Raw genomic sequence first — 26514 nt, forward strand, 5'->3', positions numbered from 1 at the left:
AAATTACCCTTCCTTCTCAATCGTATCTAGGCATTCACGAAGTAGTTGACCGTACTCGTACTTACCTGGACATACAAAGGTACACAATGCTACATCTTCTTCGTCTAGCTCTAGCGCACCAAGTGCTTGAGCACTATCAATGTCGCCTGCACATAGATCACGAAGCAGCAATGTAGGTTCCATATCTAGAGGCATTACGCGCTCGTAGTTACCAATTGGAACCATTGAGCGGTCACTACCGTTTGTTGTCGTTGTCATGTTGAACAACTGACCTTTAAACAGGTGACCAAGGAATGAACGAGTAACAGAGAACTTGTTCTTACCAGGCATAGCCCAGCCGAATAGCTCTTTATCACGACCTTCACGTAGAACAGAAACTTGTTGATGGTAACGACCAAGGAAAGCATGTGGACCTGTTGCTTCAGTACCCGTAAGTACAGAACCAGAAATCACACGAACTTCGCCTGGCATTAACTCGCTGTCTGTCAACTCTTCAAGGCTAGCACCAATTTGAGTACGAACTAGACGTGGGTTGTTCACCACTGGACCAGCCAGAGAAACAACACGCTCAGAGTAAATCTCACCAGTAAGGAAAAGCTTACCGAATGCGATAACATCTTGGTAGTTAATGCTCCACGCTACATTTTGTACATTTACCGGATATAGGTAATGCATATGCGTGCCTGCAAGACCTGCAGGGTGTGGGCCATCAAAAACATGTTCTTCAACGTTAGACTGAGCTGAACGAGGTAAGCTAGTACCTTTTTTACAAACGTACACTTTACCGTTAGTCAGAGTTGAAAGAAGATCTAAACCAGCAACGAAAGCATCAGACTGCTCGTTAATGATTAATTCTGGCTCAGCTGCTAGCGGATTAGTATCCATAGCAGTAACGAAAATAGCCTGAGTTTCAGAATCAACTGCTGGAACCTTGCTGAACGGACGAGTTCGCAAAGCGGTCCATGCGCCAGACTCAACTAACTGAGCTTTAACCGTTTCACGGTCAAGGCCTACTAGTTGGTTAGCTTCATAGCTATTGAACGTGATTTGCTCATTGCCTGCTACTTCAATCACTACTGATTGAAGAACACGCTTAGCACCACGGTTCACTTCAATAACTTTACCGCTTGCTGGAGAAGTAAATACAACACCTGAGTTCTTTTTATCTGCAAAAAGAACTTGGCCTTTCTTCACTTCATCACCAACGCGAGCATGCATCGTAGGACGCATACCAACGTACTCTTCGCCAAGCAAGGCGACTTTAGTGATGGACTTACCATCATTAATCACCTGGGATGGAGTTCCTGCGATAGGAAGATCCAAACCCTTCTTTATTGTAATCATACGCACTTGCACTACTTTATCGGGAAAAAGATTCTTTTAATTGCGTAAATTCGGGACGTTTTAAAATCGCCCTTAGACACGACATTACAGTGTCCGGTTTTGGTAAATTTGAGATACCAAAATCGCAACATTACATTAATAAACTCATCACAAATATTATGTGAGATTTATCAGGTGCCGTATTCTAGCATTTTTTGACAACTTGATGCCATGACCAATAACTTGAATACGGCCTTTATTTGGTGAGATTTGAAGCATATGGACTCTCAAATATGTATAAATTTGACGAGCCGCACAGATAGATTGGCTTTTGAATCGTGTTTTAAACAAGAGATTAATACTCTGTCACAAACTAATATTTTACGAGTTATGTTGAAACACTGTTAATAAAAACATTACTCATTGTAGGTATTTTCAGCCGTTCGATTTACCATCAGTTTGAGTGATATAACAACGAAAAACAGATGAATTTGACGACAAAAAGGCGGCATAGCCACCTCTTCTATATTCGTAAGCTTTCTTACTTACCGCCGCCCATGCACATCGGGCTGTCTGGCACGTTATCTAGCTGCTTCATCCATTCATCTTTTGTATAAGTGTGAATGGACAATGCATGAATATTGTTCGCTAGCTCTTCTGAAAGGGCTTTATTTACCGCTCGATGACGAGCAATAAGACGCAAACCTTCAAACACATCGCTGACAACAATCACTTTGAAATGACTCTCAGAACCAGCCGGAACATTGTGCATATAGCTCTCATTGACCACGTTTAAATGACTTGGTGAAAACTCATTGTGCAATTTTGTTTCGATAACTTCTTGGATCATTGTGATTCCTTAATAACGTATTGGCATTATCCGTGGGCTGAGTATAAACCCTAACAGGTCGAGTGTCTGAGTATTTCATAGCGAATGGCATAGGTTTGGTTGAGTTTTTTCTATCTTGTTCAGCCTGCATTTGAGACAATATCTTTGTTATTTCTTACATAAGTATCTCAAGCAATGAAAACCGAACTTACCCTTCACGACAGAACTTTGACCTTACATCGTTTCCCGAAACGTTCAAATGAAACCCTTCAAGCTTGGGATGCGGGCGACGAATACATTATTAGCCATGTTGAAGAGATGAACCTTGAACCTGGTAAACACATCCTGATCATGAACGACAACTTCGGTGCCCTATCGACTTGGTTCTCGAAAGATCATGATGTCACTATGATGAGCGACTCATTTATCTCTCACCGTGGTGCCCTGAAAAACTTGCAGCGCAATCAAAGTAACCGAGTGAACTTCTTGAACACGATGGACGATATCCCACACGGTATCGATCTTGTGATCATGCAGCTGCCAAAAACTAATCGTCACCTAATCTGGCAATTGAGCCAGCTACGCCAAGCATTGCCTGAAGGCTGCCAAGTGATCGGCGTCAACAAGGTAAAAGAGATTCACACCTCTACGCTTAACCTGTTCGAAAAATACCTAGGCGAAACCAAAACATCACTAGCGAAGAAAAAACACCGCTTAGTCTTCTCATCTCCAAACTGCCAGCCAATTCAAACGGTAGAGCCTTTTGTTGAATGGGATGTAGACGGTGAAGATATCCGATTGAAAAATTTACCAAATGTTTACTCAGGGGAAGCACTCGATCAGGGCGCTCGCTATATGCTAGAGCACATCCCACAAGATCCTGAGCTGCGTCATATCATCGATCTTGGCTGTGGCAACGGTGTATTGAGTGTAAAAGCAGGGCAATTGAACCCACAAGCTCGTATCACCTGTGTGGATGAAAGCTTTATGGCGGTGGAATCGGCGCGCCAAAACGTCAAGGATAACCTTGGTGAAGAAGGCAACTTCCAGTTCATCGCCAACAACTGTTTAGATGGCTTCAAGAAAAACAGCACCTACTTAGTGATGTGTAATCCTCCATTCCATCAGCAACAAGCGATTACGGATCACATTGCGTGGCAAATGTTCTGTGATGCAAAGCATGTTCTAAGCAATGGAGGCAAATTAATTGTTATTGGCAACCGACACCTCGGATACGATGTCAAACTAGCAAGACTATTTGGTGAAGCTAACGTTGAAACGCTTGAACTAAACCAAAAATTTGAGATATTACAAGCAACAAGAGAACCTGCGAATTTTAATAAATAAGCAGAAACGACTTCACAAGAATTTAAGATACCGAGCTTCTGGTGTGAATTTAGAAAGGATAAAGGAATGAAAAAACTGATTTTGGCTGCTTCTATTATGGCTTTGACAGCATGTTCAGCCCCTCAGCAAGAACAGATCAATGTAATGCCAGAAGCTTCACTAAGCTCAAGCAACCTTGTACAAGGCAAAACATACACACTAACCAGTAAAGATGTTCGTGCCGCTCAATATGTTGCATTGGTTGATAGTGGCCGTTCAAACATTCAGCCAATTCACGCTAAGCAAAACATGCGTATTTCTCTAGAAAATGCTGTTGCACAGCAGTTAGAGTCTCAAGGTTTTCGTGCGAGCGTAAACAGTGAAAACTCGATTGTTTTAGAGATTCAAGAAGCACTCGTTACCGTAGAGCACACCATTATGGAAAACAAAATGGACGGTAAAGTAACGCTTGAAGTTACCGCTGAAACACCTGAAGGCAAACTAGTTAAAACATTCAACGGAACTGCAACACGCACTGGTGCATTGAGTGCATCTAACGACGACATCTCTATGGTTCTTAATGATGTGATCAACTTGGTTCTTACTGAGATCGCTAACGACCAAGAGCTACAAACTTACATGAAGGAACGTTTCTAATGGGTCGTATTTTATCTTCTATCGCATTAATGCTAGTGAGCGTGAGCGTTTGGGCTGGTCCTAAAGTAAACGTGGAAACAACATTAGGCGACTTCACTATTGAGCTTAACCAAGAACAAGCACCGGTTAGTGCGGAGAACTTCCTAAAATACGTTGCTGACGGCAGCTACGAAGGCACTATCTTCCACCGTGTTATTCCTGGCTTTATGGCTCAAGGTGGCGGCTTCGATCAAGAGATGAATCAACAAGCAACTTACGCTCCTATCAAGAATGAAGGCAGCAATGGCTTGAAGAACGATACAGCAACAATCGCGATGGCTCGTACTAATGCGCCAGATTCTGCAACTCGTCAGTTCTTCATTAACTTCTCTGATAATGATTTCTTGAACGCCAAAGGTGGCAACCCAGGCTACGCTGTATTCGGCAAAGTAACTGAAGGTTTTGATGTTGTTCAAAAGATGGCAACCATTCCAACTAAACGAATGGGCCGCATGTCAGACATCCCAGTCGACCCAATCGTCATCACTAAAGTGACCCTTCTTAAGTAATCCAATCTAACGCCCTTATTTCTTAAGGGCGTTTTTCTACACAAGGACGCCCTATGTCATCAGGCACTCCCTCTCTTTCTTGGATGCAGACTTTCCGCAGCTACCTAGATAAACGCCTACTTTGGGTGTTTATGCTCGGCTGTTCGAGCGGCTTCCCATGGGTTCTTATTGGATCCAATATGTCTGGTTGGCTAAAAGATGCAGGTTTAACACGTGCTGCCATCGGCTACTTTGGTAGTGTGTTTGCCGTGTATGCGATTAACTTTCTATGGGCACCATTGGTAGACCGAGTAAAACTGCCGGTGCTTCACGCAATACTCGGCCAGCGCCGCAGTTGGATCTTTTTCTGCCAAACCATTGTTTTAATCGGTACCTTATTCATCGCAGGCGTCAATCCCGCAGAGAATTTGGCGTTTACTTCAATGTTGGCGCTCGCTATTGCCATTGCCTCGGCCACGCAAGACATCGCGATTGATGCATTTCGTATTGATACCTTCCCAAAATCCGAAGCATCAAAGCTGCCGCAAGCTTCTGCAATGGCAGTGATGGGTTGGTGGACGGGGTATTCTCTACCAGGCTACCTTGCCTTTATTAACGCAGACTCAATCGGTTGGAATGGTGTGTATTACGGAATGGCAGGCGTCGTTGTCGTACTAATGCTGTTTACGCTTTTTGTCGGAGAGCCAAACACACAACGCGAAGCCCTGCAAGAACAAGCTCAGCAACGCCACAATAAGGTTATCGGTTCGAAAGTCGTGGCTTGGTTCAGTGTTACCGTGTTAGAACCGTTTTATGACTTCTTCAAACGAAACGGAGTTCAAGTTGCCATCACCCTACTGCTGTTCGTATTCCTATTTAAGATAGGTGAAGCCTTCTTAGGTCGTATGTCGATCACCTTCTATAAAGAGATAGGTTTTAGTAACGAACAGATCGGCCACTATTCGAAGTTAATTGGTTGGGGCGCAACCATATTCTTCACTTTGGTAGGCAGTGTCTTCAATGTGAAATTCGGCATTGTACGCGGACTGATGATTGGCGGTGTTGCCATGGCAGCCAGTAATCTAATGTTTGCGTGGATCGCTCAGGCAGGCCCAAGTGAAACCTTGTTCTTGGCAACGATTATTGTCGATAACTTCACGACCGCCTTTTCAACAGTAGCTTTTGTCTCTTTCTTAACGCTATTAACCGGGCAGGCCTTCTCTGCAACCCAATATGCATTACTCGCATCCTTGGGTAACTTCGGTCGTACCACACTGGCTTCATTCAGTGGTGAGTTGGTTGATTACCTCAATGACTGGTCAACCTTCTTTATACTGACTGCACTCATGGTGATACCAAGTTTGATCATGCTCTACTCATTACGCCACTTTTTCACGGATTTATTAGAAAAAGCCAAAAACAATCAAGAATAGAATCAAAGAAAAAAATGAGAAGAGGGTAGCATTGAGCTACCCTCTTTTACGTTCTATCTTCAGATCTAGTCTGTTGTTTCACTGACAATTAGGTTAAAACCCGTTCCCATCGAATCATCAATCGCCACGACTTGATACACCACACCATTAGCCAAAGTAGCAAGCGCTGAATCAATCGCCACAACCGACGGCTGACCCGCTACCGTTATCGTCACAAAGTAAGACCCCGCCGCAACATAAATGCCATTCGCATAATCTTTGAATTTCACGTCACTTAACGCCGGGGTGCTACCAGAGATACCTACGTTTTCTGTTAAGTAGATGTCCACCGATGCGGCAATTGGGTTAGCAGCAGCGTGGGTAATATTTAATACCGCACTGGTCGCTACCGAACGACGGTTCTCGGGAACAACCAAAGCTTCCAAATTCAGTGGGCTCACCGTCCCAACCGCATAGATGCTGTAATCCATGCCGGCAAATACAGCGACACCATCCGCATCAATCAATGCATTGGTTGTAGTGCCGTCAGCAAAGATGTCAATATCATAACTTCCTGCAGCTAAATCGATAAATCCACGGATCTCTTTAAACATCAAATCAGCAAGAGGTGCAAATGCAGCTCCGTTCACAAATGGATCCACATCCGGCGCCCCATCAACTAAATGCCCTACTCTTACTTCTGCCGTTTCTGCCATATCGTAAAGTAGAGAAGAACCACTACCATCCATCACCATCAACTTCACTGGAGATGCACTGTTTGAATCCGCTCTTGGCACCGCCGCAATAGTTAGCTCGCTACCGCCAGACAGAGTGATTTCTCCAGAGTCAAAAGCAATAGCATTGCCGCTCACGGTTTCTAATCTCACACGATATTGTCCAGCTGGAATATTGAGTACATCGGTAAAATCTTTATAAGCCAACGTCCCCAACGGTGCGCCCAATGGATCACTCGGCCCTGTCACATATAGGTTTACATCGCCGACCCCTGTTGCCGCGTGTACTACTTGCACATCCAGACTTGAACTTGTCGCCGTTCCCGCAGCAGGTCGTGTAACAACCAAAGCCTCAACCGGGTTATTGGAACCGTCAGCATCGCCGACCACCATCACGGTGTAATCCAATTCACCGCTTAAATCGAATTGGCTTGGCGAAATAACAGTAGCAACAGCGTCACCTGGGAGTTGAACATCGACTTGAAGAGTTGTCTGTCCTTGACCTACGGAGGCGTATCCGGATGCTTGAGCATAATCGACATCGCTCCAACGAGCCTGACTATTGACTAGAACGTTAGCTAAAGGAGCATCTGGCGATGCATGTACAGCTTGTAGTTGAGTTGTTGATTCATCGTCGTCATCACACCCAACAAGAAATAGGGCTGAAATTGCTACAGCGAGTATAGGTGAATATTTCATTGGTCTTCTCTCCAAAAAAGTTAGACCAGTTCGTCACACAAATGATTAGTCCAATAACTAATCTTTAAAAAGTATTTCAAAATCTAGTGCAGTGAACTGTCTTTAATTCTCCGTGATTCAAAAAGTAGCTAGGTTCAAATCCCTAGGCAGTCATCACATGAGTTGTCCATCAATTGATTCCAACTCCATTACGCTGTTGGTCAAAAATAGATCAAAGACAAGATTAAGAGGTGGTTTGAATGAGTCATTTTTTAAGAGAAAACGCTTAGAAAGGAATACTGTTGATTTTGATATGCATGTCACTCTAATTAGTAGAATCGTTTGCTTAGCGCAGTATTTCACCTATTTATCCACAAAATAATCGAATTTCACAAAATCAATAGAATTAGAGGTGCATCAAGATGCATTACCACCTTAAAGTTCCATCATTTAGATCATTAGTGTGATCAACCTCACCTTAATAATTGTAGTTTTCACTCTGTCTCACTTTTATTTGAGAACAAAATCGCTATTATGCTCGGCATTCGGACATCATAAACACGCACGGATTAGCGGGTTACTTATTTCAAACATAGAGAGTTCCATTATGCGTAAATCACTTTTAACTCTTGGCCTACTTGCAGCAACTTCTGCTCCAGTAATGGCAGCGGATTATTCTGACGGCGATACTCACAAGAACGACTTTAGCTGGATGCAGTTCAACTACATGTACGCAGTTGATGAGCGTGGTCCAGGTGAAGCATCTAGTCACGATTACATTGAGATGGAGTTTGGTGGCCGCTCTGGTATTTTCGACTTATACGGTTACGTTGATTTCTTTAACCCTACTGGTGATACAAGTAGTGACAAAGCAGGTCAAGACAAGCTATTCGCAAAAGTAGCTCCTCGTATGTCTATTGACGGACTTACAGGCAAAGACCTTTCTTTTGGCCCTGTTCAAGAAGTGTATGTTGCATCTGAAATGATCTTCTACGGTGGTTCAGGTGAAGGCCAACAAAAATGGGGTCTAGGCTCTGACGTGATGGTTCCATGGTTTGGTAAAATGGGCCTAAACCTTTACGGTGTTTATGAGATGAGTGACAAAGATTGGAACGGTTTCCAACTTTCAACTAACTGGTTTAAACCTTTCTACTTCTTTGACAATGGTTCATTCATCTCTTACCAAGGTTACTTAGATTACCAATTTGGTATGGACGATGGTGTTGCAGGTCGCTCTTCAACTGGTGGAGCAATGTACAACGGTATTTACTGGCACTCAGATCGCTTTGCAGTAGGTTACGGCCTGAAATTATTCAATGATGTATATGGTTTCGCTGATGGTGAAGTTCCAAGCACTTTATACCCAGGAAACACAACAAAAGCTGATTCTTCTGGTGTAGGTCACTACTTCGCAGTAACTTACAAGTTCTAATCGAACTTCTAAGAAAGTTTCCAAAATGGCACCCCCGGGTGCCATTTTTTATTGCTTTCATTTAATGCCTCGCTATCCTTGCAGCATCACTTTCTTATCTCGGTATTGCTGTGAACATCACTATTGTTGGACCTGGGGCCATCGGCTCTTTATGGGCGATTAAACTGCTTCAAGCTGGTCATAATGTCTCGTTGTGGAGTCGATCCCCTGAAACCTCAATTGACCTAACACTTGATGAGCAAACTTCACTTTCCTTCAGCAATAACAATATCGACAAGCTATCAACGAGTGATTTGGTTATCTTCACAGTCAAGGCTTGGCAAGTAGAAGAAGCCACCACTCCGTTACTTCAATATGTCGACTCTGACACCATTCTCATGTTCATGCATAACGGAATGGGCGCGGTCGACAACATTGCCACTCAAATTAATGCTCACCCGATAGTATTGGCGACCACCACCCAAGCAGCCTTTAAACCCGATCGTAACAATGTATCTCACACAGGAATAGGACAAACCCAGCTAGGTGCTTTTAACCAAACGGGTCAACAGTGCACGTTTTTGGTTGATGTATTGGATGATGCTCTCCCCGCTGTGAGTTGGAACCCACAAATAGAAACCGCGCTTTGGGCTAAACTCGCCATCAATTGTGCTATCAATCCACTTACTGGGTTGGAACAAATCAAGAATGGTGAACTTGCAGACCAAAGGTTTGAGGGTATTTTAAGTTCTATCGTTGAAGAGCTAACACAAGTTATGCAGGCCGAAGAGATCGCTTGTTCATTCGACGGATTAGAAGCAAGTGTCAAGCAGGTCACCCAAGCCACGGCGCAGAACAACTCATCCATGAAGCAGGATATGTTTTACCAACGCAAGACAGAGATCGACTTCATCACTGGACACCTAATAAAAACAGCGCTTAAGCATCAGATAGAAGTTCCCGTTAACCAAAAGCTGTTCGATCAAGTCAAAGAGCAAGAAAATAGCTGGAATCATCAAGATTAGTCAGCAACGGTCAACAAGTCGCGATAAAATAACAATACCGCTAAGCATAACGCTGGCACCAATTTCCAAGATTTTAGGTAAGAATAGATGCTTGATATCAATCACATCCGAGAGCAGTTTCCTGCGCTATCACAAACCATCAATCAACAACCATTGATTTACTTAGACAGCGCGGCAACGACACAAAAACCTCAGGTAGTTATTGATGCCATTAGCCAATATTACTCCAAACAAAATGCCAATGTTCACCGTGGTAGCCATAGCTTAACAGCGAACGCGACCAGTCAGTTTGAAGCTGCCAGAGATAAGGTCGCTCAGTTTATTGGAGCAAGCTCTTCAAAAGAGATCATCTGGACTCGCGGTGCAACCGAAGCGCTCAACCTAATTGCTCAAACCTACGCAAGAAGCACCCTTCAGCCATGCGATGAGATCTTAGTGAGTGAAATGGAACATCACGCCAACATCGTGCCTTGGCAAATTGTGGCTGAACAAACCGGGGCTAAAGTCGTTAAAGTACCGATGACATCGGATTGCGAATTTGACCTAGTCGCGTTTGATACGCTTTTAAATGAACGAACCAAGATTGTTGCATTAGCTCAGATAACCAACGTAACGGGTTCTCGTCAGCCGATTGAAGCCGTCATCGAGAAAGCACATAAGATGAATGCAATTGTGGTAGTCGATGGCGCACAAGGTATCGTTCATGAATCGGTTGATGTTGCTGCTTTAGGCGCTGATTTCTACGTATTCTCTGGACACAAGCTCTATGCCCCTGCGGGCATCGGTGTGCTTTACGGCAAGCTTGAATTGTTAGAAGCGATGCCACCTTGGCATGGTGGTGGCAAAATGGTCGAGCGCGTCTCTTTCTCTGGCACTACTTTTTCAGAACTGCCTGGCAAATTCGAAGCGGGCACGCCAAATGTGGCAGGAGCCATAGCACTAAGCACCGCAATAGAATGGTTAAGTGGTTTTGTACAACAAGATGTCGAAAATCATATCCATCAACTACAACACGAGACTTATCTTGCGCTCAGTAAACTGGATGACATTCAGATTTTAGGGTATCAACCTAACGCAAGTGTGATTACTTTTGTGATGGATGGTGTTCACCATCAAGATATAGCGACTCTACTGGATCAGCAAGGTATCGCAGTACGTGCAGGACATCATTGTGCTCACCCATTAATGGATGCACTTAATGTGAAAGGAACGGTTCGAATTTCATTTGGTATTTACAACAACATGGATGATGTTGAAAAGCTCGTAGCGGCGATAGAAAAAGCCGTTGATATGCTTTAGGGGATGGCGAGACTCAATTAGCAGTCATCATTCCAGAGCTAAGGAACGAAGTATCTGGAACCTCAAATAGCAAACCATCCAAACGAGATTCCCTATTACGCTCCTTCGTCGCTTTAGGGAATGACGAAACACAGTTAGAAATCGTCATTCCAAAACTGAGGAACGAAGTATCTGGAATCTCTAATAGCAATATAATCCAAATGAGATTCCCTATTACACTCCTTCGTCGCTTTAGGGAATGACGAAACACAGTTAGAATTCGTCATTCCAGAACTGAGGAACGAAGTATCTGGAATCTCTTTAAAGCGCTACGATGAAAAGGTGTGAGACAATTACGAGCTAGCGAGGTTCTTAATTTGCTCAACAATCGCTTTTAATCCATTACCGCGAGACGGGCTTAGATGGGTAATCAAACCGATTTGTTCAAAGTAACCATCAATATCGAACGCTTGAACCTGCTCTGATGTTTTTCCATCATACGCAGCCATTACTAATGCAATCAGACCGCGAACGATACGCGCATCAGAATCAGAACAAAAGTGCCAAACACCGTCGATATTCTGAGAAACCAACCACACTTGGCTTTCACATCCAGAGACCATCACGTGCTCACTTTTCAGTTCATCAGGCATCGTTGGCAGTTTCTTACCCCATTGAATCACTTGGCGATAACGGTCTTCCCAGCCGCTGAATGTCTGCATTTTCGCGACAATATCATCACTGGTAATTTCAGTGCCGAATGGAGAGCTTGGGAATGTGGTCATTTTAATATCCAGTCGATTGTTAATTTAGTAGAAGACGTTACTTAGTGTGCTTTTGAATCAGCTTTTCAACGATACGCGAAACAGCCACAAAACCAAACGTCGCCGTTACAACCGTTGCCGCACCAAAACCCGTCGCACAATCCATGCGCTTTGGACCTTCTGCTGTCGCTTTCGCAGCACAGACACTGCCGTCAGCTTGAGGGTATTTCAGCTGTTCAGTTGAGAACACACAATCGATACCAAACTTACGCGCTGGATTCTTAGGGAAGTTATGATGACGACGAAGGGTATCTTTTAGCTTCTTCGCTAGCGGATCTTGAATCGTCTTGGTCAGATCAGCCACTTTGATTTGAGTCGGATCAATTTGACCACCCGCACCACCGGTGGTGATCACCTTAATTTTGTTGCTACGACAATATGCCAACAGTGAAGCCTTAGCTTTCATGCTGTCAATCGCATCTAATACAAAGTCGAACTCTTTAGATAGGTATTCAGCCTGATTATCAGGGCCGATGAAGTCGTCAATCAGGTTAACTTTACACTCAGGGTTAATCAGCTTGACGCGCTCTGCCATCACTTCGATTTTGCTTTTACCAACGGTACCCGACATTGCGTGGATCTGACGGTTGATGTTAGTTACACACACGTCATCCATATCGATCAAAGTCAGCTCACCTAAACCAGTACGAGCAAGCGCTTCAACCGCCCATGAACCTACACCACCAATACCGATCACACACACGTGTGCTGCTCTAAGTATATCGACTTCACTATTGCCATATAGGCGACGAGTGCCACCAAATCGTTGGTCATAGTTTTCTGAAGCTGGAGTGGTCAATTCACGCATTGTTGCCGCCAATTTATTTCTGAGAAAAAGAAAAGAGTGCGTTTTATACGCACTCTTGAATAAAAAGTCTAGGGGATTAGCGATTCGCTTTCAATGCCCTATTTTATTGTCGCTTACTCAACCTTTTCAGGAGGCAAAGCCCAAGGCGCTTCAGTCGCGCTGCCATCTAAGCCGAGCTTCCAAACACGGCCAAAATGCTTGTAATGGCCCGCTTCTGTACCCGCTCGTGGTCCCATACCATGGTAGAGGTCCAAATGGTTTTGCTTAACCGCGCCGCCCGTATCTAAAACCAGTAACAGTCTTAGTTGGTGAGCACCGCTCCAAGTACCATCTGCATTCAATAATGGAACCTCGGCAAGAATCGGCGTACCCATAGGCAAGATAGAGCGATCGCCCGCTACCGCCGCCATTGGTAATAGAGGAATGCCCGCGCTACCCATTACCGATAGGTCGTCTCTCGCTTCAAAAAACACGAAAGAAGGGTTTTGCTCAAGCAGCTCTTTGACTACTTCAGGATCGTTTGCCAACACCCACTCTTTGATTGCTTTTAGCGACATTTTTTCGCGTGGAACTAAGCCTCGTTCAATCAGAACACGGCCAATGCTCACATAAGCTTTATTGTTCTTACCCGCGTATGCGAAATACTGCAGCGTGTCATCATCACCGAAATGTACAAATCCACTGCCCTGCACTTCCATCATAAATGGGTCGATACGGTTTGCTGAGTAACCTAACTCAAGGCCCTGACCTTCTAGTGCGCCGTTGTAAATCTCTTCGCGTGTTGGACACTCTTTACCACACTCAGGAAGCCCGTAAACAGGGTAACGGTATTCTTCATTCGCTTCGTGGCGCAGCTCCATCACAGGAGAAAAGTAACCCGTGAACAAAACATTGCCTTGTTTATCACCACCGCCTAGTTGAGCAGTTTGAACGCCAAAATTAGCGAGTTCGCTTGGATCCCCACTCAGCATCGCCCACTCATTAAGTTGTTGATAAAGCGGCTCATAGATTTTAGCCATCGAAGGGGATTTAGAAACCACCATCTCAGCTTGCTCTGCAAATGCGGTGTAGTCTCTTGGTTTATTGGATTCAACCTGATCGACCTTATTTAAGGTCCGGGGAAATTCGTCATCAAGGTGTTGTTGAGCAAGATCAGTGGGTTGAGCACAGCCAAATAGCAAAGAGGCAGCGACTAGGGGAAGCCATTTTTTAATCACAAGAGTCATCCTAAAAATTCTATGCATCGAGGATGACAAAAACAGTCAGATAACACAATCGTAGATTGTAAGAGTTTACAATAAGATAACCTATCGGACGGAGTTATCGATATGGCCTTTAAGGCGGAAGATGGGATTGTAGTGACTGTCAGAATCGAGCACCATTTCTGTATTGTCAGAATTGGTCATGCGGAAGCGATAGATTTTATCACCCGCCTTGTATTCAAAGTAGTTACCGTCAAAATCAAAGCTCGTCGATACAACAGACCCACGAACTGACACACCATTAGCATTCAGAACAAACTCATCCGTCGCATAATGTGCAACATCTTGCTCTATCCAAGTGCCGTATATCAGATTGTCGGGCGTCGCCGCATCTTGCACTCGGGAAAGCACATCGCCGAACAAAGAAACCACCGCAAACGAACCCACCAAGGCTAGAACCATTAAACAGCGTTCAATGATCTTACGCTTCAACTTAGATTGATTGCGCTGATCAGCTTCGCTGTAGAGGCCTTTGGTTATCTCATCGATTTTGTTCTTTGTCGCTGGGGCTTGTTGCATTCGGTGACTACTCATAAGGATGCTATGCGCATTCTACACTGAGACAGTTTATATATTGAAGCCTAGATAAGAATAGTTTGCGCTTTATTCCAAAAAGGTGTTGTTTACATTTGAATTTAAATGCTAAATTATCGAATAAATAAACAAAATGGACTTGTTCTGTGAAATTAAGAAGTACAGCGCTAGTAAAAGGTTTCAGACAATCAACCCCTTACGTAAATGCTCACCGTGGCAAAACCATGGTCATTATGTTGGGAGGCGAAGCCGTCGCCGATAGAAACTTTGGTAACATTATTAGTGATATAGCCTTGCTCCACAGCCTTGGAGTAAAAATTGTTCTCGTTCACGGGGCAAGACCGCAGATCAACCAATTGCTTGCCAAGCAAGATTGCCATACGCCTTATCACAAGAATATTAGGGTCACTGATGAATATTCTTTGGGCGTCGCTATGCAGGCTGCAGGCCAACTACAACTTGCCATCACAGCTCGGCTTTCGATGAGTTTGAACAACACCCCGATGGCTGGCACTCAACTTAATGTGATGAGTGGCAACTTCATTACCGCTCAACCGCTAGGCGTCGATGACGGTACGGATTATTGCCACAGCGGGCGTATTCGTCGAATCGATATTGAAGGGATCAATCGCACGCTTGACCAAGGTTCTATCGTACTGCTTGGCCCTATTGCCAGTTCCGTGACAGGAGAAAGCTTTAATCTACTTTCTGAAGAGGTCGCCACCCAAGTAGCTATTCGTCTAAAGGCCGACAAACTGATTGGCTTTTGCTCCGAACAAGGGGTAACAGATGAACGCGGTAATGTGCTCGCCGAACTCTTCCCTAAAGACGCTAAGCAAATTCTAGAACGACTAACGGAATCTCAAAATCCTGCCGAAGACATGAGCACAGGAACACTGCGCTTCTTGAAAGGAGCGATCTCCGCTTGTCGTGCTGGTGTGCCTCGTTGTCACCTAATCAGCTACAAAGTGGATGGTGCATTAATCCAAGAGTTGTTCTCTTTTGATGGTATTGGAACCCAAGTGGTCATGGCGAGTGCCGAGCAAGTAAGACAAGCTCAGATTGACGATATTGGTGGCATCTTTGACCTTATTCGTCCTTTGGAAGAACAAGGCATTCTCGTTCGTCGCTCAAGAGAACAATTGGAACAAGAGATTCACCGTTTTACGATCATCGAAAAAGACGGTCTAATTATTGGTTGCGCAGCGCTATATGCTTATCCGGAAGATCACATGGCAGAGATGGCGTGTGTGGCCATTCACCCTGACTATCGCGATGGAAACCGTGGACAATTACTACTGGATTACATGCGCCACCAATCAAAATCTCGTGATATCGACCAGATCTTTGTCCTTACTACGCACAGCCTTCACTGGTTCCGTGAACAGGGTTTTTACGAGATAGCGGTTGATGAATTGCCGATGGAAAAACAAGGGTTATACAACTATCAGAGAAACTCAAAAATCTTGGCGCTCAACGTATAAATAAAGTTTTGGAGCACAATCTCACTTCGACAGAAAAATAATTGCAAATGTAATCGTTTTCCATATGAGATTTATTAACTATGCACTTTCACTCACACGTATAATTGTATAGAATTTAGACGCTTTAATAATCTTAACAAATGTTTTTATTGGAATTGCCATCTCGATAGTCATATCGAACTCATTTAGGTGGTCACTGCACGGATTGCTATACCCGTTGACGGTCAGCACGCTAACATTAGCTCTGCTCGTTAATATAAACAGCAAAAAGAGCAACATTGATATGAGAACCATTGTTTGTAACTCGCTGCAAAGTTTTTGGGATATGGCTGATAACCAATTCTTAGAAGGGCTAGACGTACACTGCGTGTTCCCTGTTAGCGAGAATCTAAAAGAGTTTATTTTGAATTGCCAAGCAAAGTACAAGATAAACCACATATCGTTTACTCGAGCGTTTTTAAGCAAAGAGTCTTAATAACGTTCAAAGCAACCAGGGATGGTTGCTTTGTGTTTATCTAGCTCAAAGTGCAAGCCCTTCTCTAGCGTCCATTAACGACTAATTCGTTAAGCGACTGCCTAAACCACTCACTCGCTCTGTTTTCACCTTAATCCCACGCTTCAACACATTTGTATCGCTGAACATCATCAGTCGTTTCTTCGCACGTGTAATACCGGTATAGATAAGCTCCCGCGTTAAAATAGGGCTGAAATCTGGCGGCAAGATCATTAAGGTCAGATCAAACTCACTACCTTGAGATTTATGTATCGTCATTGCATAAGCCGTTTCATGATCGGGCACTCGACTTGGCAGCACAGCTTTCACACTGCCATCTGGCAACTCAAAATAGACCTTCAAACGAGGGGTTAAGTCAGGTTGACTAGAATCCGCCTCAAGCATACAGATACCAATATCACCATTATACAAACCCAAGCCATGATCATTTCGAGTCACCATGACAGGACGCCCGTGATACCACAGCTCATCATTATGAGGGCTCACCAAACGCCTTGCGGCCAGTGCTCTTTCAATTCTGTGGTTGAGGCCTTTAACACCAAAATCCCCTTCACGAATGGAACACAACAGTCGGCATTGGCTGAACAAATCGAGTACCGATTTCGCTCTCGCTTCTTGAGTTTCTAACTCTTCCAACGGTACATTCATTCTATTGAGATATGCACCATACTCATTAACCAAGGTACGCAACATCAAGTTATAGCTGTCACTCGACAGAGGGTGGTTTTCGATATCGCCAAACCCTTTGGAAAACACTTGATCTACTTGATTCGCAGAGCCATTATTGATCGCTTTTGCCAACTGCCCGATACCGGAACGCGCATCGAAACGATAACTCTTCTGCAGCATACACAAGCTATCTGCAATCGCAGGCGGATTCACCGATCCAGCTTTGTCTTGTCTTGGTTTAGTTATCGCATCAAAACCTGTCATCTCTGCAATCAAATTGCCTTGCGCTGTGCTGTACCCTGCAGAGTTGAATGAACAGATATCACCGAGCACAGCACCTGCCTCTACTGAAGCGAGTTGGTCTTTATCACCCAATAAGATGAGCCTTGCGTGCTCAGGAAGTGCATCCACCAGCTTATACATCATCGACAGATCAACCATAGAAGCTTCATCCACTACCAAGATATCAAGGTGGAGTGGATTGCGTCGGTTATGTCTAAACTCAGCACGGTTAGGAATCGCGCCGAGTAATCGATGTAACGTGCTCGATTCAGTTGGTATGTTGGCCTTCACTTCAGGCGCTAATGGCAGCTGCTCAATCGCTTTACCAATCGACTCGGTTAAACGCGCCGCCGCTTTACCCGTCGGTGCCACCAGTTTAATCGTTGGCGTTTTACCTTGGCTGAGCGATAGCTCGACCATCGCCGACAGTAATTTGGTTACTGTGGTCGTTTTACCGGTACCCGGCCCACCGGAAATCACCGCAAAGCGACGGCTCAGCGCCACCGCTGCCGCGACTTTTTGCCAGTTCAAACATGCTGATAACGGCACCAAACTGTCTAGAACATCTAAGTCCGTCACTTGCTTAGCTTGCACAACCGCTTGGTCGATTGCGCCCCAATCTAGAGCCTGCTCATTCACAATATCAAGATGGTCACACACCAATTGTTGACGCAATACCTGAGACGTTTGTTGGCTTGCTTCAGCCTTGGCTAAGGCGTTAAACAGGAAGTGATAGCTACGTGCGAACAACTGATTCAACGTTTCTGTCAGCGATTTTTTCTGCTCAGTGTTGAACTCTACAGGCTTACTTAAACGGTTTAAGGTCTCAGCCAACACAACCTCATAGTTCCAGTAACGCTGTAAGTAGATACGTTGCCCATCGAACATTAGCGGCTTAACACAATCATTAGTCGTACCCACTAAGTTAGATGATTGCAGAACAGTAGCCCAATCAATACCTAGCAATTTTTGGTTCAGTTGTAGTGCCGTCTCACCATACAAACCAAGTAACTGAGCAAGATCTGCCGTTAGTTCAGGGACTGCCGTATGCAGTTGTATAAGCTGAGTACAAATGTGCCCCTTGCCTAATTCATGGCTCACCACCCCAGCGAGAAAACCGATCTCCTGAGAATGACTCGTCGCTTGCTGAGCAATAAAACGAGCAAACTGATAATCCAGCTGACGAATTGAACCCTTATCCGCAAGGAACTTGAGTACATCCATGAGCTGTTCAGGGATAAGTGAAACTGGCTTTACAGAGTTCGCAGTTTCCATGCCGGTATTAGTGGTCGTTGTTGTCATTATAGAAGCCCCATCTGTCCAGTTTCATTGTCATTCAATTGTGCTGAACGCCTGTCTATCACTTTACCGTCAATCAATTGATCCATTTCATCGAGTAAAGCCAATGTAGGTTTAGCCGAGAAAATACCTTGCTGTGATTGGCCATCCATTCCTCTTAGGAACAAGTAATAAACGCCACCGAAATGTTGTTCATAACTGTAATCCGCAACACGGCTGCGTAAGAAGCGATGCAGTGCCAGCGCATAGATTTGATATTGCAGATCGTAACGGTGGTCGGCCATCGCTGATTTCAATGCTTCACCATGGTAGACGGCAACGTCATCACCTAAATGATTCGATTTCCAGTCGAGGACATAGTATTTACCTTGGTGCTCGAACACCAAATCGATGAAGCCTTTCAGCATGCCTTGCACGGTTTGGAAACCTAGGTCGCCCGCTTTTGCTGATAGTGGATCATGATACTGAATGGTTTGATTCAATTCCGATGCGGCTAATACTTCGATTGGCAACAAGAATTCCATCTCGACTAATCGTTGCGTTGAGTCTTTCTCGCTTAGCTTTAAGTTCTTACCATCCAACGCAGTGTTCAGCACCGTATCGACAAGCTGTTGAAGCACGGGTAGCCACTCGAGTTCGTATTGTTCTGACTCTAACAAGTGAGTGATTACTTGCGTGTTATGTTCGCTGGTTGCAGGCTCGGTAAATTCAACATCCTCAAACAAGGTATGTAAGAAAGTACCCGGGCGAGCACCACGAGGGAACGTAAAGATAGAGCGTTCAGGTTCAATCAACTCAGACTCATCCTGCTCATCAGCCGAATCAATATCGAAGCCAGACACCTCAATGGTCGCGTCATGACTAGCACCATGGCTGCCTTGCTTTACAAGCCCCGAGTAGCTGGTGATACGCCAAGCTCGGTCAATTGAAGCCTTGAGTTCGTTAGCATGTAAGTCTTCACTCACTTGTTCTGTTTGTACAAAAACATGATCATGAGTGATAGGCGTTTCAGACAGTAATACGCTTGAATTCTTGCCCTCAATCGCTGACAGAGCTTGATGTAACTCAGCAATACCTTGCTCTTGTCCATTTTGAACTAAGTAACCCATAGCACTCAAATGCACGCCAGTCGGCTCTTTGGTTGAACGCCCTTTACGCAGCGGTGCCATGCCAATGAAACAGCCATAAACCGCACGAGTCAGCGCTACATAAATCAAACGCAAGTCTTCCGCTAATCGTTCTTTATCGGCTTGGGCTAAGGCACTATCACTACCTGTAATATCCAGTACCGTGGTATCTGAATCATGATCGTAGAATTTGCCTTCGCTCGCTTCTCGGTAACTCGCGACAAATGGGAGGAATACTAAGTCATATTCCAAACCTTTCGATTTGTGAATAGTAACGATTTGAACCAAGTTTCTCTCTGACTCAAGACGCTGAATGTCATCCTCACTGCCGCCTAAACCATTTTGAGCATCGGAAATCGCTTCTGCTAACCAACGCAACAAACCATAATCACTGTCGAGCTCTTGTCTTGCTTGTTGCAGCAATTCGCCAATGTGCATTAAATCGGTAAGTGAGCGCTCACCATTTTCTTCTTCCAGTAAACGTTCCGCGAGATGTCGCTTGCTGATCACGCTACGAAGCATTGGTAGCACGCCACGTTGCAGCCACAACTTACGATATTCTCGAAATTCGTTAACCACGTTTTCCCACACCACTTCATCGTTATTAAGCTCATCCAATGAAGCCGCATCTAGGGCAAATAACTCGGAGGCCAAACTCGCGCGCAATGCTCGGTCGTTTTCTGGTGTCAGCACCGCTTGCAGCAGGCGTTGAATATCTTGCGCAATCAAGCTGGTGAATACACTATCTCTGTTAGACAAATACACACTTGCAATGCCTTGCTCAGACAGCGCGTTCTTGATCAGACGACCTTCACTGCCGGTTCGAACCAAGACAGCAATATCACCCGCATTCACGGCATGCTGTTTTTTGCCGTTATCAAAATAGGCTTGTTGATTTTGAGAAGCGGTCAGAATAGTTTGAATTTGACTCGCTGTCGCTTCTGCCATTGCCTTGTGATATTCGCCTTTCGGTAATGGCTTGTCTTCGGCCTCTTGCAGCCAAAAGGTCAGTGCGTGCTGAGTTTCTCCGTTCATTACCCATTGGCGTTTGTCGGCAGATGGGCTGGCTGCAACGGGTAAGAATGGAATGTCTTGGTCGTAGATAAACGGACTATCCGAATTCATAAACACTTGGTTTACCGCGCTGACTATATCAGCACTCGAACGCCAGTTAGTGCCTAACGTATAGTGAGCACTAACTTGGTTTCTTGCCTTAATGTAGGTAAAAATATCTGCGCCACGGAAGCCGTAAATAGCCTGCTTCGGATCACCAATCATAAACAAACCACACTGCGGGTTATCGAGATAGATTCGGCTAAAAATACTGTATTGCAGTGGGTCGGTATCTTGGAATTCATCAATCATCGCCACTGGGTATAAGGTGCGGATTCTCTCCACCAGCAGTGATTGCTCATCCACATCAATCGACGCCGATAACTGAGTCAGCAAGTCATCAAATGATAGCCACTGCTTCTGTTGCTTAGCCTTGGCTAACATAGTTCGACAATGGGTAATAGCATGCGCCAATAACGGAGCTTTCAGGTCTGCAGGAGAGTTTAAGAAATCTTCAATCGCCTTAAACACCGCGTGCTGAGGTGCGGTACCTTTCGGTGTTTTTTCAATTAACGTAGCTTGAGAGAACTTCTCTAGTTTGTCTGGGAACTGGTAATCATGAGTGTCGCTTTGCGCCCATGCTGTCACCGCTTCTAACCAAGTTGGCAGAGACTTCTTAGTGTAGCTACGCTTGTTCACATCCGAGCCAGAGATCAAAGCCAAAAAGTCCGCTTCGGATTCACACCATAGCGCTTTAAGTTGCTTCACTTTATCTAGGTTTTGATTGTGCAGAGTTTGCAGATCGCCCGACATCGCATCGACCGTCAATTTCAGCGGAGATCCTGTCAGATAACGATTTACGTCTGCTAATAGCGAAGCGGGAGAACCCCAGATATTACGAACCTCACCAGCCAGTTGAATGGGCAGCGGGTAGAACTGTTTACGCCAATAGTCGGCAACCACTTGCGCTTTTAGGTGGCTTTCATCGGTCACAAATTCATTATCAAAACGGCTTCCTGATTCAAAGGCATTTTGAGTCAACATTCGCTGACAGAAACCATGAATGGTGTAGACCGCGGCCTCATCCATTTGTCTTTCGGCATTGAGCAGGGTTTTCGCCGCGCCAGCATGATCATCGATGGCTTGTAACAAAGGAGCAATCACTGGGTCGTCACTTTGCCCACGTGCAAACGCAATTCGAGCATCATGGATTCGAGCACGAATACGATCACGTAGCTCTGCCGTTGCCGCTTCAGTAAAGGTCACCACCAAGATTTGGTCCACGGTTAGCGGCTCATGGTGTCGTGTGGCTTCCGTCAGATCACCTTGCGGCGCAGCTGTACCGTGCCCCAGCAGTAAGCGTAAGTACAAGCCAGCAATGGTAAATGTCTTACCCGTACCCGCCGATGCTTCAATTAAACGCGCGCCATGAAGTGGAAACGTCATGGTATCGAGTGTTTTTGGAGCGATTACCTGAACACTGCTTGTGGTCGTCATGCCTTACTGCCTTCTGATAAATGTGTTGTTACAAATGTGACCTAGCGTGGAAAACGTCATTCAATTTACGTCCTACGCTAATTTGTTAATAGTTAGTGCGATCTCTCTCACGGATCAATTCGGATCGCCTCGCTACTATGCGCCCACGAGTTCAGGAGCGCGTACGAGTTTTGTACTTTACGGCGTTACTTTGAACCACAGAATAATGGTCCCTCTGACCTGTGGCCGTACAGCGAACGCCCTACACTAATAATGATTTACTGGCGGCCACTTTATTTCCTGTACCTTGATTCCCTTCACCTTGCTTACCTTCACCTTGAAAGCAGGCGTCCCAAACGCTTACCAGCGACTCTCTTTTATCTTTCATTAATTCAGCGCACTCGCTATTGATCTTGTCGATCACAGCCACCTACTCCTGATCTTCCAGATCGGCTGCTGCCAACCTTGCCGCCTGCAACACAAGTGTCGAGTACATACGTGATTGAGCAGCCAGTTCATCATCCCACTTAGGCCAAATGCGTGAGATGTAAGTATCTCTGCCCTCGCCCGTAAAAGCGAAGCTGTCGTTAAAGGTATCAGCCATTTTCTTGAGCGACTTTTGTTCGTCATCGACCCACTTACCACGGCTAAAGCCCGCTTCAACACCAGCTAATGCCGTTTTCGGGAAATAAGGTAATGGCGCCGTCATGCCTTGGTAAAACAGTCGCACTAACTCCGCCAACAAGCTCTTCGCCTGTTGTACATCACCAATAGGCTGTAGTGTTTGGTGAACCACGCCCTCTTTTCTGTCATAGCCAATAATATGGGTCGTTTTTCCGTGCCCCATAACAGCGCAGGATAGATGATCAATCCACGCAGCCAAGTAATCTTGAGAGCGTATTTTGCCGCTACGGAAACGCACTAGACCTGATTGATAGTTTTGAGTTAACCACCCCATCAATCGAACAGGCTTACCTTCGCCTAACACATCAAATTCGATATTCACTTCGAGATCTTGCTGCGGCGAACCGCTCACAAATCGAATCTCTTTGGCTAAGTCTTCCGCTTGAACACGGTTGGTTTCAAATTCGATATCACCAAAAGCTCCGACCGGTAATCGACCCTGTGCTTTTTGCTCAGAGACAAACAGTCTCACCGCTTCATCTGCACCTTCTGGGTGATCCAGCAACACTTGCAGCAGCGCATCTTTAAGTTGGAAGCTCTCTAGTCCATTGAGTACGAATGGTTCATCGTCTTCCATTACTGGAAGTGGCGGTTCAAACACCACTTTGAGACGACGATTAAAGAAGTACTGCACCGGTAAGCGCCAGAAACGCTGCAACTCAACCAAGTCGAGTTCTAACGGATACGTTGCACCCAACAAATAGTCGTCCAATGCGCGATTGAACTCACCACTGCGTTCACCGGAACGGTTAGCCGCAGGTAACCACTCTTTGGCATAACTCAATACATGGCTCGCATCACCTTGAGTAAACGCAGCGGGGCTGAACGGTGTCATGGTGTGCTCAAAGCTGATCGCTTGAGTTAGGTTGATACCAGAATCGTCACTTGGTAGTGCTTGGTCTTCACTTAGGCAGTAGTTCTGTTGGCAGTACTCAATCAATTCAGATACCAACACCGACGGCACTCGCTCGGTATTATCTTGAATCGAACGGCCGACATAGCTGATGTATAAACACTCTTGTGCTGACAGCATTGCTTCTAGGAATAGATAACGGTCATCATCACGACGAGAACGATCACCCGGTCGTGTGCGTCCGTTCATCAAGTCAAAACCTTCTGGCGGCATTGAACGAGGGTAAACCCCATCATTCATACCCAATAAACAGACAGTCTTAAACGGAATAGAACGCATCGGCATCAGGGTACAAAAGTTCACTTGTCCCGCTAAGAAACGCTGGCTAATACGCGCACCAGATAACTTATTATTGAGGTACTGGTAGATAATGCTTGGTGACAACTCTTGCTCATACAAGGCATCATCAAGCTGTTCATTCAGTTGTGAAAGTGCATCACGAATCGACTTAAGCACCACCTCACCTTCCAGCTCAACCGCAAAGAAATCATCAATCATTTGCAGCAATGTTTCACGCCACATATCGATAGATTGTGTTTTAGTTAAGCGTTGACGATAATGGGCAATACGATCGATAAAGTGCGCTAACTTACCAGCAAGTTCGGCGTTAATACCCTGAACTTCATTGTAAGCGGCAATTGGAGAGTGTTCTGTTTCAAACAAGCCCGCAGAGTCCGACATCGCATAGCCCAATAACATGCGCTGAATACCAAATAGCCAGGTATTTTGCTCGGTTGCAGGTAGATCAAATTCCGTTGCGGTAGAAGAGTCGACACCCCAACGGATGCCCGCTTCTTCAACCCATTGCTTGGCTTGCTCGAATTGAAACTCATCAATACCAAAGCGCGCCATCATTGCAGGGATTTCTAACAACTCTAGCAACTCAGACGCTAAACAACGCGTATTCGGTAGCGCGACCAGCTGCATGAACGCTGTCAGTATCGGACTTTCTTGGTCGGCGGTTCTATCTGAGATTGAATATGGGATATAGCGTTCACCCGGGGCATTACCAAATACCGCCTGAATCGCTGGGCTATAAGCATTAATGTCAGACACCATCACGATGATATCGCGTGGTTTCAGGGTCGGGTCAGCATCAAACATGGCCAACAGCTGATCATGAAGGACTTCAACCTCACGCATTGGGCTGTGACACGCATGTACTGTCAGAGAACGATCGCCAAGCTCAACCACCTGTTTATGGTGGCTGGAATCTAAGATGTGGTCGTCTTGATGTTCTTCTAACTGGAGAATATCGGCTTGTAGTTGATGAAGTAGATTATCTCTCTCAACATCAATAAAGAACTCGTGCTCTTCGCTGTCTGATTGAGATAGCAAGAACAGGTTATCCCTGCCTAATTTACCCATAGACGCCAGTAAGCTATTACCAACAGCTTGGCTGGTATGCAGTTCGTCTTCAACATTGGCTTCAATACCATCTTTCAATGGTGAGGCTTCGCCTTCAAGAAGAGGTAAACCATCAACCAGAGCAAACTGCTTGCGGCGCTGTGCTTCGACTCTCGCCAAGTATTTACGGTCACGAATATCACCCCAGTAATGCTGACAAGGGTTGGTAAACATCAAGTGCACATCAATCTGCTCACCCAGTGCTTTCAACGCGTCCATGTAACGAGGAGGCAGTGACGAAATGCCAAACACAAACAGGCGTTTAGGCAGATGCTGCAATTGACCTTGTTGATTGGCTAACGCTTCAATGAAGTCGTGATACAAGTTGCCACGGTGATATTTTGATTGGCCTTGATAGAGTGTTTGCTCGTAAAGTGCCCGCCACAAAATTGGCTGCCAAGGGTGCTCTTGTTGCCCTTCACCATCAATCAATTCTACAACAGGCTCTCCAGCTTCCCACATCGCCATCCACTCAGGACGATACACTAAGTAGCCATCGAAGATATCGGCAATTTTCTCGGCTAATTGATACAACTTAGAGCCGTCTTCGTCGTTTTCAAGATAGCGCTGTAGGGGTAAGAAATCAGGGTGGTCAAGTTTCGCAGGTAGCAAGCTCATTAGCTTCCACGTCATCGCTTCTTTGTTAAAAGCACTGCGTTTCGGTACATCAGGAAGCACTTGGGTAAACATATCCCAAATGAAGGTTGCTGGAAGAGGAAAATCGATATTTGCTGCTACACCAAACTCTTTGGCGAGTTCCATCTTAAGCCATTGAGACATACCCGGGCTCTGAACCAAGATCTGCTCTTTCTCGAAAGGGTTGGCTAAAGGGTCACTTTTGATTAAGTGAACGAGAAGAATTTTTAAAGTATCAACTTTATTGGAATGGTAAACAGTAAACAAAGTGCACTCACGCTAATCTTGCCACAATATACTGCCAGATTAGCATAAGTGCTGAGTTTGGATTAGGAATATAAG

At 45.1% G+C, this 26514-nt stretch carries 20 protein-coding genes; 9 read left to right on the forward strand and 11 right to left on the reverse strand.

The features are described from left to right. Positions 1–3: 3 nt before the first annotated feature. Together MSG35_RS18305 and bolA are read right to left on the reverse strand one after the other, a co-directional pair. Entirely contained in the window at positions 4–1344 is a 1341-nt protein-coding gene (locus MSG35_RS18305; RefSeq protein ID WP_248384699.1) for a Na(+)-translocating NADH-quinone reductase subunit A, read from the reverse strand. A gap of 520 nt (positions 1345–1864) precedes the next feature. Then, positions 1865–2173: a transcriptional regulator BolA gene (gene bolA, locus MSG35_RS18310; protein WP_017064186.1), complete on the reverse strand. Its 309-nt coding sequence runs from the start codon at positions 2171–2173 to the stop codon at positions 1865–1867. A gap of 174 nt (positions 2174–2347) precedes the next feature. Here bolA and MSG35_RS18315 point away from each other — a divergent pair, with 174 nt between their 5' ends. From MSG35_RS18315 to MSG35_RS18330, 4 genes are all read left to right on the forward strand, one after another. Beyond that, positions 2348–3499: a methyltransferase gene (locus MSG35_RS18315; protein ID WP_248384700.1), complete on the forward strand. Its 1152-nt coding sequence runs from the start codon at positions 2348–2350 to the stop codon at positions 3497–3499. A gap of 66 nt (positions 3500–3565) precedes the next feature. Then, complete coding sequence (locus MSG35_RS18320; RefSeq protein ID WP_017059907.1) at positions 3566–4135, forward strand: YajG family lipoprotein; 570 nt, start codon at positions 3566–3568, stop codon at positions 4133–4135. Further along, a complete protein-coding gene (locus MSG35_RS18325) occupies positions 4135–4683 on the forward strand; it encodes a peptidylprolyl isomerase (protein WP_019823852.1) in 549 nt (182 codons plus the stop codon). Before MSG35_RS18320 ends, MSG35_RS18325 begins: the two co-directional genes overlap by 1 nt. Positions 4684–4736: 53 nt before the next feature. Further along, positions 4737–6095 carry an MFS transporter gene (locus MSG35_RS18330; protein ID WP_248384701.1) on the forward strand — a complete coding sequence of 453 codons (1359 nt, stop codon included), beginning with the start codon at positions 4737–4739 and terminating at the stop codon, positions 6093–6095. A 65-nt stretch (positions 6096–6160) separates the two neighbouring features. Here the strand turns inward: MSG35_RS18330 and MSG35_RS18335 are convergent, their stop codons facing one another. Beyond that, positions 6161–7507, reverse strand: coding sequence for a DUF4397 domain-containing protein (locus MSG35_RS18335; protein ID WP_248384702.1), 1347 nt, complete (start codon positions 7505–7507; stop codon positions 6161–6163). Between the two features lie 586 nt (positions 7508–8093). On the opposite strand from MSG35_RS18335, the gene MSG35_RS18340 reads away from it, so the two are divergent. From MSG35_RS18340 to csdA, 3 genes are all read left to right on the forward strand, one after another. After that, positions 8094–8918 carry an outer membrane protein OmpK gene (locus MSG35_RS18340; RefSeq protein WP_050619905.1) on the forward strand — a complete coding sequence of 275 codons (825 nt, stop codon included), beginning with the start codon at positions 8094–8096 and terminating at the stop codon, positions 8916–8918. A 110-nt stretch (positions 8919–9028) separates the two neighbouring features. Next, a complete protein-coding gene (panE, locus tag MSG35_RS18345; RefSeq protein ID WP_248384703.1) occupies positions 9029–9922 on the forward strand; it encodes a 2-dehydropantoate 2-reductase in 894 nt (297 codons plus the stop codon). Between the two features lie 87 nt (positions 9923–10009). Next, the gene (gene csdA / locus MSG35_RS18350; RefSeq protein WP_248384704.1) at positions 10010–11221 is read left to right on the forward strand and encodes a cysteine desulfurase CsdA; all 1212 of its coding nucleotides are present in this window, start codon (positions 10010–10012) and stop codon (positions 11219–11221) included. A 332-nt stretch (positions 11222–11553) separates the two neighbouring features. On the opposite strand, the gene csdE is transcribed toward csdA, so the two are convergent. The 4 genes from csdE to MSG35_RS18370 all read right to left on the reverse strand — a co-directional run bounded on the left by csdE (position 11554) and on the right by MSG35_RS18370 (position 14613). Next, the gene (gene csdE / locus MSG35_RS18355; protein WP_248384705.1) at positions 11554–11985 is read right to left on the reverse strand and encodes a cysteine desulfurase sulfur acceptor subunit CsdE; all 432 of its coding nucleotides are present in this window, start codon (positions 11983–11985) and stop codon (positions 11554–11556) included. Positions 11986–12022: 37 nt separating this feature from the next. Continuing rightward, the gene (gene tcdA, locus MSG35_RS18360; protein ID WP_050052889.1) at positions 12023–12832 is read right to left on the reverse strand and encodes a tRNA cyclic N6-threonylcarbamoyladenosine(37) synthase TcdA; all 810 of its coding nucleotides are present in this window, start codon (positions 12830–12832) and stop codon (positions 12023–12025) included. Positions 12833–12945: 113 nt separating this feature from the next. Beyond that, positions 12946–14058: a murein transglycosylase A gene (gene mltA, locus MSG35_RS18365; protein WP_017059898.1), complete on the reverse strand. Its 1113-nt coding sequence runs from the start codon at positions 14056–14058 to the stop codon at positions 12946–12948. An 81-nt stretch (positions 14059–14139) separates the two neighbouring features. After that, entirely contained in the window at positions 14140–14613 is a 474-nt protein-coding gene (locus tag MSG35_RS18370; protein ID WP_050052891.1) for a DUF2850 domain-containing protein, read from the reverse strand. Between the two features lie 161 nt (positions 14614–14774). Between MSG35_RS18370 and argA the strand changes: the two genes are divergently transcribed. Both argA and MSG35_RS18380 read left to right on the forward strand, forming a co-directional pair. Then, positions 14775–16112: an amino-acid N-acetyltransferase gene (gene argA, locus MSG35_RS18375; RefSeq protein ID WP_017065782.1), complete on the forward strand. Its 1338-nt coding sequence runs from the start codon at positions 14775–14777 to the stop codon at positions 16110–16112. A gap of 283 nt (positions 16113–16395) precedes the next feature. After that, on the forward strand, positions 16396–16587 hold the full coding sequence (locus tag MSG35_RS18380) for a hypothetical protein (protein ID WP_004735192.1): 192 nt from the start codon (positions 16396–16398) through the stop codon (positions 16585–16587). Between the two features lie 81 nt (positions 16588–16668). Here MSG35_RS18380 and recD read toward each other — a convergent pair whose 3' ends face one another. From recD to recC, 4 genes are all read right to left on the reverse strand, one after another. After that, positions 16669–18879, reverse strand: a complete 2211-nt coding sequence (recD, locus tag MSG35_RS18385; RefSeq protein WP_248384706.1) for an exodeoxyribonuclease V subunit alpha — start codon at positions 18877–18879, stop codon at positions 16669–16671. Then, the gene (recB, locus tag MSG35_RS18390) at positions 18879–22553 is read right to left on the reverse strand and encodes an exodeoxyribonuclease V subunit beta (protein WP_248384707.1); all 3675 of its coding nucleotides are present in this window, start codon (positions 22551–22553) and stop codon (positions 18879–18881) included. The genes recD and recB overlap by 1 nt, the downstream gene beginning before the upstream one ends. A gap of 241 nt (positions 22554–22794) precedes the next feature. Then, on the reverse strand, positions 22795–22956 hold the full coding sequence (locus MSG35_RS18395) for a hypothetical protein (RefSeq protein ID WP_248384766.1): 162 nt from the start codon (positions 22954–22956) through the stop codon (positions 22795–22797). 6 nt (positions 22957–22962) lie between these two features. Beyond that, positions 22963–26439 carry an exodeoxyribonuclease V subunit gamma gene (gene recC / locus MSG35_RS18400; protein ID WP_248384708.1) on the reverse strand — a complete coding sequence of 1159 codons (3477 nt, stop codon included), beginning with the start codon at positions 26437–26439 and terminating at the stop codon, positions 22963–22965. Positions 26440–26514 lie beyond the last annotated feature (75 nt).

It is taken from the genome of Vibrio sp. 1CM23M (genome assembly GCF_023161755.1).
Lineage (GTDB): Bacteria > Pseudomonadota > Gammaproteobacteria > Enterobacterales > Vibrionaceae > Vibrio > Vibrio coralliirubri.